The organism is Muricauda brasiliensis (assembly GCF_003057865.1).
In the GTDB taxonomy this organism is placed as follows: Bacteria; Bacteroidota; Bacteroidia; order Flavobacteriales; family Flavobacteriaceae; genus Flagellimonas; species Flagellimonas chongwuensis.
In genome coordinates this window covers 107263-119551 of the sequence record NZ_QBTW01000010.1, presented here as the reverse complement: position 1 = coordinate 119551, position 12289 = coordinate 107263, and the positions used below count along the sequence as shown (strand labels likewise).

Annotated in this window: 12 protein-coding genes and 1 pseudogene; 9 read left to right on the top strand and 4 right to left on the bottom strand. The window is 40.7% G+C overall.

What is annotated here, in order from left to right:
• From DCK90_RS06025 to DCK90_RS05995, 7 genes and pseudogenes are all read left to right on the top strand, one after another.
• Positions 1-470 (top strand): annotated as a pseudogene (locus DCK90_RS06025) (hypothetical protein); the annotation flags it as partial.
• A gap of 22 nt (positions 471-492) precedes the next feature.
• Entirely contained in the window at positions 493-2520 is a 2028-nt protein-coding gene (locus tag DCK90_RS06020; RefSeq protein WP_108245284.1) for a T9SS type B sorting domain-containing protein, read from the top strand.
• Between the two features lie 3 nt (positions 2521-2523).
• Positions 2524-3477: a PorP/SprF family type IX secretion system membrane protein gene (locus DCK90_RS06015; protein ID WP_108245283.1), complete on the top strand. Its 954-nt coding sequence runs from the start codon at positions 2524-2526 to the stop codon at positions 3475-3477.
• A 57-nt stretch (positions 3478-3534) separates the two neighbouring features.
• Positions 3535-4065, top strand: coding sequence for an isopentenyl-diphosphate Delta-isomerase (idi, locus tag DCK90_RS06010; RefSeq protein WP_108245282.1), 531 nt, complete (start codon positions 3535-3537; stop codon positions 4063-4065).
• Positions 4065-4472, top strand: a complete 408-nt coding sequence (locus tag DCK90_RS06005) for a 6-pyruvoyl trahydropterin synthase family protein (protein ID WP_108245281.1) — start codon at positions 4065-4067, stop codon at positions 4470-4472. Before idi ends, DCK90_RS06005 begins: the two co-directional genes overlap by 1 nt.
• 4 nt (positions 4473-4476) lie before the next feature.
• Positions 4477-5445, top strand: a complete 969-nt coding sequence (locus DCK90_RS06000) for a type I phosphomannose isomerase catalytic subunit (protein WP_108245280.1) — start codon at positions 4477-4479, stop codon at positions 5443-5445.
• A gap of 28 nt (positions 5446-5473) precedes the next feature.
• The gene (locus DCK90_RS05995; RefSeq protein WP_108245279.1) at positions 5474-5746 is read left to right on the top strand and encodes a hypothetical protein; all 273 of its coding nucleotides are present in this window, start codon (positions 5474-5476) and stop codon (positions 5744-5746) included.
• Here the strand turns inward: DCK90_RS05995 and DCK90_RS05990 are convergent.
• Positions 5743-6369 carry a DUF4369 domain-containing protein gene (locus DCK90_RS05990; RefSeq protein WP_234414659.1) on the bottom strand — a complete coding sequence of 209 codons (627 nt, stop codon included), beginning with the start codon at positions 6367-6369 and terminating at the stop codon, positions 5743-5745. The two genes, DCK90_RS05995 and DCK90_RS05990, sit on opposite strands and share 4 nt — an antisense overlap.
• 117 nt (positions 6370-6486) lie before the next feature.
• Positions 6487-7749, bottom strand: coding sequence for a DUF819 family protein (locus DCK90_RS05985; RefSeq protein ID WP_108245277.1), 1263 nt, complete (start codon positions 7747-7749; stop codon positions 6487-6489).
• A gap of 250 nt (positions 7750-7999) precedes the next feature.
• Between DCK90_RS05985 and DCK90_RS05980 the strand changes: the two genes are divergently transcribed.
• Positions 8000-8167 (top strand): lmo0937 family membrane protein, encoded by a 168-nt coding sequence (locus tag DCK90_RS05980; protein WP_108245292.1) that lies wholly within the window; start codon positions 8000-8002, stop codon positions 8165-8167.
• Positions 8168-8273: 106 nt separating this feature from the next.
• Here the strand turns inward: DCK90_RS05980 and DCK90_RS05975 are convergent, their stop codons facing one another.
• Complete coding sequence (locus DCK90_RS05975; RefSeq protein WP_108245276.1) at positions 8274-10472, bottom strand: DUF5916 domain-containing protein; 2199 nt, start codon at positions 10470-10472, stop codon at positions 8274-8276.
• Positions 10473-10608: 136 nt separating this feature from the next.
• On the opposite strand from DCK90_RS05975, the gene DCK90_RS05970 reads away from it, so the two are divergent.
• Positions 10609-11379, top strand: a complete 771-nt coding sequence (locus DCK90_RS05970; RefSeq protein ID WP_108245275.1) for a S1/P1 nuclease — start codon at positions 10609-10611, stop codon at positions 11377-11379.
• A 5-nt stretch (positions 11380-11384) separates the two neighbouring features.
• Here DCK90_RS05970 and DCK90_RS05965 read toward each other — a convergent pair whose 3' ends face one another.
• The gene (locus DCK90_RS05965) at positions 11385-12257 is read right to left on the bottom strand and encodes an AraC family transcriptional regulator (protein WP_108245274.1); all 873 of its coding nucleotides are present in this window, start codon (positions 12255-12257) and stop codon (positions 11385-11387) included.
• Positions 12258-12289 lie beyond the last annotated feature (32 nt).

The window sequence follows — 12289 nt, the reverse complement described above, 5'->3', positions numbered from 1 at the left end:
CCTTGGAGAACGGCGGCACTGTGGACCTTACAACTTATTTGGATAATACGGATGAGCAAGATGCATCAGAAGTGAATTCAGATTCCCCGGTAGATGTAGACGGAGATGGAAATACTGAGGCTACTGTGGAAGATGTGATTCAAGATATTGCTCCTATTACATCCAAAGCGGCACGAATTTTCTACCCGCCTTCGATTGCTATAGATGCTTCGAGTAATGGAACAGGTAGAACCTTGAATTTATATTCTCAATATGTAACTCAATACGGAACACCGGCAGTCGCAAGTGCGGGAGCACCTGCAGCAATCCCGACTTACGGACCAACAGAGTTATACTATTACATAACCTATGCAGATCCAACTGTATTCGATAATATGAGTATTGATGCCAATGGTCAATTAACCTATGATATAATTGGTCAACCAGCAGATTATAATGCACTGATCAACGTAGTTTTTGTCGTAAAATAATAATGAATAAAGACAAGTAGATTTGAAATCCAACACCTCATATAAGTCTTTATTCATTGGACTGTGCATTTTCTTTGCAGGAGTGAATATGGCAAGTGCCCAGTTCTTGTTGCAAGCGCCGGATACTGGAGATGAACATAACTATCAATGGTATGAAGCCTCCGATATAAGCACTGTTTTGGGTACCAATTCATTTTATGAAGCCACCCAACCAGGGGTGTATTTTGCAACCTATGACGGTACACTTTGTGGTTCCAATGCAACAGGTTATTTTATTCTAACTGATTGCGAAGCACCAAACAACCAGGTGATTTTGGATATTTCAGCAAGTATTCCTTCGGGAGGGTCGGTAAGCTGGACTCCTGCCTTATCTGGTGACCAATCCAGACCAACTGTCACAAGTACACAAACCGTAATGAGGTATGTGGCCACAATCACAAAAGTTGGGAACAGTACAGAACTTCCAAGATTTACAGTGGTGTGCATGAGCCAAGCAGCTACTTTGATGGATGATATGGTTACTGTCAATGAAGATACATCCGTTATTGTTCCCATATTTGACAACGATGCTGATTTGCCAAACACGGGCGTTTTAACAGCGACCAATCCATCAAGTGGTACGGTCAGCATTGATGATAATGGTACCGTAAACGATCCAAAGGATGATTTAATCACCTATACACCAAATCCGGATTTCAACGGAAGCGATAGTTTTGACTATACCATTTGTAATTCCTTTGGTGATTGTAGTACGGCTACGGTAATAATCGATGTACTTCCTATTGTGGATACATTTGACGATTCGGTTTCTACCGATATTGATGTTCAGACCACAATCTCATGGAGAGCAAACGATAACGATATACCAACTTCGGGGACAATCAGCATAACCGACCCATCAAATGGAATCGCGGTGTTGAACAATAACGGAACACCGACAGATCCATCGGATGATGGTATTACCTATATACCGAATCCCGGTTTTACAGGAACAGATTCGTTTGATTATACGGTTTGTGATTCTAATGGAAATTGTGATACAGCTACCATTACTGTAATTGTAAGTCCTTCAGGAATTGATTTGGATAGTGATAATGATGGGATTGTGGACAGCTTTGAGGATTTGAATGCTGATAATGATAATGATCCATCAACCAATCCAACAGATACCGATGGTGATGGAATCCCTGATTATTTGGATATAGATAGTGACAATGACGGTATTCCAGATAATATTGAGGCTCAACCAGTTTTGGGGTACATTCCACCTAGTTTGGTTGATACAAACAACAACGGATTGGATGATGCCTATGAGGTTGATGGTAATATTGGATTGATTCCTATTGATTCCGATAATGACGGTATTCCGGATTATGTGGATGAGGATAGCGATAACGACAATGTACCTGATGCCATTGAAGGGCACGACCATGACCATGATGGTACGCCAGAAGTTAGCTTGATTGGCTCCGACAAGGACAATGATGGTCTGGATGATGGTTACGAAGGTGAAACCGTTATAGATATCGATGTCAATGATGAAATGAACGACCCAAGTACCGACCTACCCGACAATGATGGTGATGGCATACCGGATTTCAGGGACTCTGACGACGACGACGATGGAATCGAAACCATTGATGAGGATACAAACGGTGATGGCAACTACGCCAATGACGATGCCAACGAAAATGGAATACCCGATTATTTAGATCCAGATTTGGGCGAATTGACCACCGACGAGGAAGAGGTAGATGTAGTCAATGTAATTACGCCCAATGGTGATGGAGTACACGATGTTTTGGAAATCCGAGGACTCTCGAATTACCCTAACAACACGGTAAGGATTTACAATAGATGGGGGGTAATGGTGTTCCAGACCAAGGGTTACAACACTAGTGGAAATGTATTTGATGGTACTTCCCAAGGAAGGGTTACCGTGGATCAAGACAACAAACTTCCGGTAGGTACATATTTCTATGTGATAGATTATCAGGACAACGGAGGTAGTACAAAACAGCTTACAGGCTACATATACATTAACAGATAAACAATGGTGACTGTGGTAAACAAACTTTTTAAAGAACAAACCCAATGGTTGCTTGCCTTACTTCTAATTGGGGTAGGAACTATGCAAGCACAGCAAGATGCACAGTATACCCAATATATGTACAATACCGTAAGTGTCAATCCGGCCTATGCGGGGTCAAGAGGACATTTGAGCATCGCTGCATTGTACCGAAACCAATGGTTGGGACTTGATGGGGCACCGGAAACACAGACGTTGAACGCTCATACACCGGTGGGTTACCGGGGTGTGGGACTTGGAGTGTCCATTGTGAATGATAAAATAGGACCCACCTCCGAAACTTATTTTGATGTGGACTTTTCCTATACCATCCAAACCTCTTTGGAAGGCAAGCTTAGCTTTGGGCTCAAGGCCAGTGCCCATATGTTGGATATTCGATATTCCGAGCTCGATGAGTTCGAGATAGATCCACAGTTACAATCACAGCAGGACATACAGAATAAGTTCTCACCGAATATCGGTGCAGGTGTGTATTATCACACCGATAGGTTTTATGCCGGTTTGTCGGCCCCCCGAATATTGGAGACGACACACTTTGATTCCTCTTCCGTATCCACTGCCAAGGAACAGCTTAACCTTTACCTGATTACGGGGTACGTTTGGGATTTAAACCCGGTTTTAAAGTTCAAACCCACTTTATTGACGAAGGCTGTTCAAGGAGCACCATTGCAGGTAGACCTTTCCGCAAACTTTATGTTCAATGAAAAGTTTATCGGGGGAGTGGCCTATAGATGGGATGCCGCCTTTAGTGGTCTAGTTGGATTTATGTTGTCCGACCAGTTTATGATAGGAATGGCGTACGATAGGGAAATCACCGAACTTGGGGCCGCTACATTTAATGATGGTTCTTTTGAAATAATTCTACGGTACGATTTTATCAGGAACATTAGAAATCTGAAATCTCCACGTTTCTTTTAGTAAGAATTTATCAATCAATCCATCTTTATTTAACTTCAAAGGTCATATTTTTACCTCATGATAGAGGAAAAAGTGATACTTGTAAATGAAAAGGACGAGCCAATAGGCCTTATGCCCAAGATGGAAGCTCATCAAAAAGCTTTGCTCCATAGGGCATTCTCAGTTTTTGTGATGAACAAAAAAGGAGAGACCATGCTCCAACAGAGGGCCAAGGACAAATACCATTCCCCATTGCTATGGACCAATACTTGTTGCAGTCATCAAAGGGAAGGAGAGAGCAATATTGATGCGGGAAAGCGCAGGCTCATGGAAGAAATGGGTTTCACCACAGATCTTAAAGAACTTTTTCATTTTATGTACAAGGCCCCTTTCGATAATGGCCTTACGGAACACGAGTTTGATCATGTAATGGTGGGCTATTTTGAAGAAGAGCCAAATATCAACCCCGAAGAAGTTGCCGATTGGAAATGGATGCATCCCGAGGATATCAAAAATGATATCATGGAAAATCCCGATGAATACACCGCATGGTTCAAGATTATTTTTGAACGTTTCTACGACCATCTTATGCAAAACACTCCCTCATAATGAAAGTAAAAGCAAGTAGAAAGGCTAATTTCAATGCTGCACACAGATTGCACCGTCCGGATTGGGACGATGAAAAGAACAAAGCCGTTTTTGGTAAATGCAACAATCCAAAATATCACGGGCATAATTATGACCTTATTGTGAGCGTTACCGGGGAAATAGATCCGGAAACAGGCTTTGTAATGGACTTAAAGGTACTTAAGGGATTGATCAAGGAACATGTAGAGGATGCATTGGACCATAAGAACCTGAATCTCGACGTTCCTGAATTTAAAGACCTGAATCCCACTGCGGAAAATATAGCGGTGGTAATATGGAACAAGTTAAGACCACATATAGAACAAACTAAGGAGTTGGAGGTAGTGCTTTATGAAACGCCTCGAAACTTTGTAACCTATAAAGGATAGCACAATGAACCTATATCCGTTAAAATTTAAACCTATCCTCAAAGAAAGACTTTGGGGAGGAACCAAATTAAAAGATGTATTGCATAAGCCTATTGAAAGTGATATCACCGGTGAAAGCTGGGAACTTTCGGGGGTTGATGGGGATATTTCCGAAGTATCAAATGGAGATTTGACAGGAACTTCCCTTCATAGTTTGATGGACGAACATGGCGAAGCCCTTTTAGGAAAGAGTGTTGTGGAACGTTTTGGGAACGATTTTCCCATACTCATCAAATTTATTGATGCAAAACAGGACCTTTCCATACAGTTGCATCCAAATGATGAATTGGCCAAAGAAAGGCACAATTCCTTTGGGAAAACCGAGATGTGGTACATTATGGATGCCGACCCCGGCGCAAAATTAATCGTGGGCTTTAATAAGGATGTAGAAAAGGACGAATATGTTAAAAGCCTTGAGGAAGGAACCTTGACCGATTTAATGAATTATGAGGAAGTAGGCGAGGGGGATACCTTTTTTATCAATACAGGAAAAATACACGCCATTGGTGCAGGGGTACTTTTGGCCGAAATCCAGCAAACCTCCGATGTCACCTATCGGGTATTCGATTTTAACCGCAGGGACAAGGAAGGTAATTTAAGGGAATTGCATACCAGTTTGGCGGTCGATGCCATAGACTATGAGAAGAAGGATGACTTTAAAGTGGAATATGCCAAGAACCAAGATCATGTTAATTCAATGGTGGATTGTCCCTATTTTAAAACAGACTTTTTGGAACTTACCAAGTCCATGAAACAAGATTTGACCCAACGAGACTCCTTTACCATTTTTATGTGCGTAGGAGGTGCTGCCCAAATTCGAAACGATTGGGGCAGTGTTGCCATAACAAAGGGGGAAACTGTCTTAATTTCAGCATCAACTACTTATGTGGATATTGACACAGAAGGAGCTAAACTTTTAGAAGTTACTATTTAGTGGTATATTTAATAAAAACAACCGCGTTATGCCAAGTATTCGTGATTTAAAGAAAGATATCAATTTTGTGTTGGGAGATATTATTGAAGCTGTTTATATATGGGAAGCCGGCTCAGGAAACAAGGAGTCGGAAGAAGGTACCGTAATCATAGACGAAGCCATTGAGGTTTATGACGACCTCATGAATAAGGTCAACCAAAAAAAGTTGGAGGATAACAAAGCTCACTTTAAAGCTATTCGCACGGAACTGGAGGAAAAGGCCACCAAGCTCGTGGAACAGTTGAATAATTTGGAAGCTTAGTTGTTCTTGTCCAAGAACACTTTAAACTCCTTTCCGTATTTGGAAGCAGCTACCTCTGGTGTCAATCCTTTATAAATGGAATCCAAATATTTTGGATTGGCTTCGCTCGCTTCGGTCATCAAAATGTAAGGAGTTGCATAAGAGTTTCCATTATTCAGGCCAAAATTTAAGGCGTATCTATATCTGCTAATCGTATTTTGATTGACCAGCCTTTGCAAAGAATCCAAGACCAAGGAATCTTTCTCTGTGTCGAGATTAGAAGCTTGTTGCAGTAGCCCCAACTCCTTGATATTGAATTTAGAGGCCATTTCGTGAAACTCTAAAAGCTTTTCATGCGATTTGGAACCTGAAATCTCAACATCCGTATCAAAAGTGTTCCAAGCCGTATTAATGGTAATGGTTCCTGGCTCCCCGAAAAAGGTGATCCTATCGTTAATGTCGTTATTGTCTTCCTTCTTTAGGTAGAGGTAAAATACTTCCGGTTCGCTTACTTCCGTAGAAAAATTAAAAGCACCATCACCCTTTATCTCCAATGAATCCAAAATGGCCAACGTGGAATCCTTAAATTGTTGCAAATACAGAGTACCTTTCTTTAACCCTTTAATATTTCCGCTAACGGTCATGGTGTTTTGTGTGTTTTTTTCACAAGACAACACTGAAATTCCAATAAGTAATACAAACAATATCCGCTTCATCATAAAATTTTAGCAGCGCAAAGATGCATAATCTTCTGAAAATATTTAAACATTAGAGGCTACTTCCATCAACAAAGCACATAAATATGCTCCAGCAGTACCCACAACGTATCCAAAAACGGCCAAAAGTATACCAACCGATGTCAAAGACGGATGGAACTCTGCTGCCACTACCGGTGCGGAGGCAGCTCCCCCTACATTGGCTTGGCTCCCCACAGCTAAGAAAAAGAATGGGGCTTTTATGAGTTTGGCCACTAAAATAAGCAGTCCAGCATGTATGGTAATCCAAATTAAGCCAATGGCGATAAGGCCGGGATTATCCAAGACTTTCCCTAAATCCATCTTCATACCTATAGTGGCTACCAAAATATAGATGAACATACCGCCGATTTTACTGGCGCCGGCACCTTCATAATTTTTGGCATTCGTAAAAGATAATCCAATGCCGATGGCGGTAGCAAAGACTACCATCCACAAGAATTCTGATCCAAGTGACGATAATATTTTTTGTGGGTTACGGATAACTTCGAAATTATCCTGTAAAAAGACGGCAAAGTGGTGCCCCACCAAATGGGCAACTCCAACACCAACAAAAGCGAAGAACAATATCATGATAAAGTCCTTGAGGGTAGTGACCCGTGCAATTTTTTCAGTATGGGTAGATACTTTTACCTTGAGCTCTTCAATGGAAGAGGTGTCCGCTTTGAGCCAACGGTCTATTTTATCGGTTTTGCCCACTCCCAAAAGAATGACGGCTAACCAAAGGTTGGCTACTACGATGTCGATAAGGACCATGCCTCCATAGTTTTCTTGGTTGTATTTAAATACCTCCAACATTGCAGCTTGGTTGGCGCCTCCACCGATCCAACTACCTGCAATGGTCGCCAATCCTCGCCATACTGCGTCCGGGCCGGCCCCACCTACAGTTTCGGGTGAAAATATGGAAACAATCAATATTGCTATAGGGCCTCCAATGACTATCCCGACCGTTCCCGTTAAGAACATGACCAATGCTTTAGAACCCAAATTTATGATGGCTTTGAGATCAATGCTAAGCGTCATTAGTATCAATGCGGCGGGCAGCAAATATCTACTTGCCACATAATAGGTTTGTGATGCCGATTCGTCCACAATTCCCAAGCTGGCCAAAATAGCGGGCAACAAATAGCACATGAGCACGGTAGGCACTACACCATAAAATTTGTTCCAAAACCCGGTTTTAATGGATGAGGTATAAAAAACGAATCCTAAGCAGAGACAAAGAAGCCCAAAAATTACGGTGTCTTGGGTAAAAGGTAGTTGATCCATATTTTTTTAAGATAGAAGTCCAAATATAGGAAAATAGGTGGGGTGGTGTAGTTTGTGGCACAAAATGGATACTTCTTTTGCCTGAATCTGATTTAGATGTTTTTATGTGTTGCTAACATTTTGTAAATTAATCAGATAGAACTGCTTTTGGACTTAAACGGTATTGAGTCAACAATTACTTGAATTGAAACAATCACTTGAATCTTTTTTAAATACTTTTATTGATATAAACACTAAAAACCTAGAACATATGAGAAGTTTACTTTGGCTTGTTGCTGTAATTTGTATAATTATTTGGGTATTGGGATTTTTTGGAATTGTGGCAGGAATGGCTACTAGTAGTCTTATCCACATTTTACTTGTGGTTGCTGTAATAGCAATTCTTTACAATATTATTTCAGGACGTAAACCCTTATAATATACTAAACACTACGATTGACCTTATAGCTTTGAAAAAGAAAATATAAAAAAGGCGGTCACATTTATGTGACCGCCTTTTTTTATTTGGAATCGCAAACAAACGTTTAAATATTCAACCAATAGGTCAATTTTAGGTTAATGGAACGGCTTCGGGGCATAAATGAATTCACAAAATAATTATCGTTGTAAACCAAGAACAAATCGGATAGTGGAGCAAATCGCCATTGCAACCTAGAGTTGAAACCTAAATTGTCTAGTTGGTTGCTATATTGAATCAATGTGGACCAGAACACCGATTTGTTGAAGGTCAGTTCTATTTTGGGACTCACCAACCATATCTCACCACTTTCATAGGGCTCTGGTAATGTAATGTTGTTATAATTGAAACCTAAAGAAAAATTCATCTTGGGCTGTACCCTTAAATTCATCTCGCCCTCTAGAACCAATCTTGACCCATTAAAAAATTCACCATACCCTGGTTCAAGCGTATAGGAAAAAACCTTTCTTCTGTCGCTAGCAAATTCCACCTCGCCACTGGTGTAATGATATCCAGTTCCTCCTGGCAGCTCTGTTCCGTTGTTGGTTCGGGTAGGGTCAAAAGAAGCAGTTAAATAGGTGTATCGGTTAAAAAGTCTGAGGGAGAGTTCTTCCTGGCTCTTGAATTGTGCCTGCCAACCGGTATAAATAAAATAATCCGTGTTTTGATAATCCAGTGTTGGTCGCCACACAAATTCCGGTCGGGCTATAAATCCATGTGAGTTTAAATTTCCTTTTTTTGGATAAAAAATCACTTCTGCGGATGGATTAAAAAACAGGATGTCCTTTCTGGGGACAAAGCCAAGGTCTGACCTAAAATTGTTTCCTATAAAATTTCCACTCAAACCAAGGTTTAAAAAGCGTGAATTATACTTTAGATTGATTCCACCGGCTGCATCGCGATTTTCCACTCCATGTGAAAAGGATTTATGATAGAAAAATTTGCCTGTCCAAGTATTGTCTGCACTGGCCAGATTGTAATCCAACCCAACTACCCGATTGTACCTATCTGCTTCATTCAAAAAATCATAATCCTCAAAGGTCTGCCGGTTCACAAAAATGAAGCTAAGGTTGGAACGTGAGAACATTTTTTTCTGAAGGGCCAATACTGTATTGTTATTACTGGCTATTTCATTGGATTCATCCTTTTCGGTTTGAAGATTCATTAGCCCTAGGCGCCAATTTTCATTCAATTTACCGCTAAGCCTTACACCGCCCACTATGCCATTCTCTATGGTTTCTCCCTGTGCATTTTGGGCAATTCCTATCCTTCTGGAAAAAAAAGGATTATAATCTCCTTCTGTACCAAAAGACCCAAAAAGGTCACTATTGTCTATAAAAAATTGCCGCTTTTCGGGGAGGGATACTTCAAAACGGGTAAGGTTGGTGATAACATTGTCCACTTCCACATTGGAAAAATCAGGGTTTACTGTTATGTCCAGATTCATTCCGTTTCCTATGGATACTTTCGCATCTCCCCCTATTTTGATATTGTTTTCCTCTATTTGTTTCTCGTAATCTTTGGCCACAATACCATTCACATAAGGTATAAGGGCCATAGGGGTCCTGGACTTCCCCAAGGGCCTTTCAAAAACCATATCGCCCATAAAGGCAAGATTGTAGATTCTTTGATTTTGCGGGATGCGGACCCATGTACTTTGTTCATTGGTCTGCATATCGAACCTATAGGAATTGAAGCGCCATTTTTGTTCTCCCTGTTTAAATTTGAACGAGGTAAGCGGGATGGCAATTTCACAGGTGTAATAGCCTTCGTACAATTTGGTTTCGCCCTGCCATTTAACGTCCCAGGACATGGTAAACCCACTTGTGCCTTGTCCGCCACCAGAGATTAGGGCTTCACGGCGTACTCCAAAAGGATTGATTCCAAAGAGAAATGCATTGGTGCCATCATTGAAAGTGTCGAACACTAAACTGATGTTATCATTGCCACCTGCCCCATAGTCACGCTTAAGTGAAGGTGTTACATAACCTTCACCATCGGAAAACAATTTGATGCCTATGTACAGGGTAGTGGCACTATAGAGCATTCTAATCTCGGTTTGTTTTACTGCTTGAATGGTATCAACGGGGAAAAACTGGTAAAAACTATCGGTAGTTTCTGCGGAATTCCATTGAGGCTCATCCAAGATACCATCGATTTTAAAAGGAATTTCTGTAAATTTTACATTGATGTTCTTGGAACTTGTTTGTGAGTAAAATGTAAGAGGTACTAGCAATGCAGTAAGTGCAAAGTATAGTTTGGTCATAATCTTTAGTTTAGTTGGTATGTCAAATGTAACCTTATAGTTAAAAAAATCCCAAAATCGTGAAATGGATTGTTAATTGGTGAAACATTCTGAAACTTAGTTGGGCAAACAGCTTTTATATAAGAGACGTTAAAAAATGAAAAAAACCTTATTTCTATTGCTTTTATTTCCTGTTTTGGTGTTCGGTAACACCATTTGGGGGAAAACAGGCCATCGCGTTACAGGGCAAATTGCCCAGAATTATTTAACAGGAAAGGCCAAACGAGCCTTGAACGATTTATTGGATGGGCATAGTCTTGCATTCGTTTCTACTTTTGCAGATGACATAAAAGCGGACCGGAGCTACTCAAAATATTCGGCATGGCATTATGTGAACTATCCTTTGGGAACAAGTTATCGCGATTCTGATAAAAGCGAATACGGTGATATTGTTGTGGCCATTGAGGAGTGTGTCCAAAAAGTGAAGAACAACGAAAACTCCAAAGAGGACAGGGTATTCCATTTAAAAATGCTCATCCATTTGATAGGTGACCTCCATCAACCTATGCATGCCAGTAGGGCAGAAGACAAAGGTGGGAATGATATTCAAGTGCAATGGTTTGGTGAAGGAAGCAATTTACATAGGGTTTGGGATAAAAATTTGATTGAGTCCTACGGAATGACTTATAGCGAACTGGCCGATGAATTGAGCGATGTGGACAAAAAAAAGCGCAAGGCCATTCAAGAAGGCACCATATATGATTGGGTGGATGAATCCCACGCTATTTGTGCGGAACTATACGATTCGGTAGAAATAGGCGACAAACTTGGGTATCGCTATTCATACGATTACAACGATTTGCTTTTCCAGCAATTGCAAATGGGAGGCTTGCGCTTGGCAAAAGTATTGAACGACCTGTTCGATTAACAATATTAGGACTGTAAAACAGTTTTTAACTGGTTTCTATACTCCGATGGGTTTTGTCCCGTAAAGGCTTTAAACGATTTGTTGAAGTGCGAAAAGTTATTGAAACCACTATCATAACAAACTTGGGTAATGCTCATGGGCTGTTCGGCCAATAATTTGGAAGCGTGCACCAAACGATACTCATTTACAAACTGCGTAAAAGTCTTATTGGTGATTTTTTTGAAATACCTACAGAAGGATGGGACCGTCATACTCACCAAATCTGCAATCTCTTCTAGGCTGATGTCTTCCTTGAAGTTTGTTTTCACGTGATTGAAAACAACATTGATACGGTCGTTGTCCTTAACCTCGGTCTCCATGGAGAATCCTTCGGCGTTCAAAACATTGATTTCGGTGGAAGTTGCCAGAATGTTCAATATATTAAGAATGGAGAGCAATCGTTGAAAATCTGTCTGGTATTCCAAAATCTCCATTTTTTCCCCGACCTTCATTTTGGTCTTACCGGAGAATGCGATTCCACCTTTTGCGACTTCAAAAAGTTTTTGGATATTTTTCATCTCTGGAATGTTGAAAAAATCACTTCCCAAAAAATCCGCTTTCATCTGTACCAAGGTCTCACTCTTGTTGCCGGTAAGTTTGTCCGTAAAACCACAATGGGGCAAATTGGAACCTATTAATATAAGGTCACCGTTCCTATAATAGGATACGTGGCTGCCAATTTGCCTTTTACCAGACCCTCCGTTCACATATACCAACTCCAACTCTGGGTGGTAGTGCCAACCATTGTTCTTGTTTTCGTTGTTGGCATTAAACTTTTGAAACGTAAAAGAATGGCCAAAACTGGGTGCTATTGCCTCAAATGCTGGTTTTTGAATCATTTACTGCAATTTTTTCTTTCGTATGCTAAAGT

Bases quoted from the DNA above. Each gene is read 5' to 3' on its own strand.
- DCK90_RS05995 (WP_108245279.1), top strand. From the start codon at position 5,474: ATGCCAAGTATTCGTGATTTAAAGAAAGATATCAATTTTGTGTTGGGA.
- DCK90_RS06000 (WP_108245280.1), top strand. From the start codon at position 4,477: ATGAACCTATATCCGTTAAAATTTAAACCTATCCTCAAAGAAAGACTT.
- DCK90_RS05975 (WP_108245276.1), bottom strand. From the start codon at position 10,472: ATGACCAAACTATACTTTGCACTTACTGCATTGCTAGTACCTCTTACA.
- idi (WP_108245282.1), top strand. From the start codon at position 3,535: ATGATAGAGGAAAAAGTGATACTTGTAAATGAAAAGGACGAGCCAATA.
- DCK90_RS05970 (WP_108245275.1), top strand. From the start codon at position 10,609: ATGAAAAAAACCTTATTTCTATTGCTTTTATTTCCTGTTTTGGTGTTC.
- DCK90_RS06015 (WP_108245283.1), top strand. From the start codon at position 2,524: ATGGTGACTGTGGTAAACAAACTTTTTAAAGAACAAACCCAATGGTTG.
- DCK90_RS05985 (WP_108245277.1), bottom strand. From the start codon at position 7,749: ATGGATCAACTACCTTTTACCCAAGACACCGTAATTTTTGGGCTTCTT.
- DCK90_RS06005 (WP_108245281.1), top strand. From the start codon at position 4,065: ATGAAAGTAAAAGCAAGTAGAAAGGCTAATTTCAATGCTGCACACAGA.
- DCK90_RS05980 (WP_108245292.1), top strand. From the start codon at position 8,000: ATGAGAAGTTTACTTTGGCTTGTTGCTGTAATTTGTATAATTATTTGG.
- DCK90_RS05965 (WP_108245274.1), bottom strand. From the start codon at position 12,257: ATGATTCAAAAACCAGCATTTGAGGCAATAGCACCCAGTTTTGGCCAT.
- DCK90_RS05990 (WP_234414659.1), bottom strand. From the start codon at position 6,369: ATGACCGTTAGCGGAAATATTAAAGGGTTAAAGAAAGGTACTCTGTAT.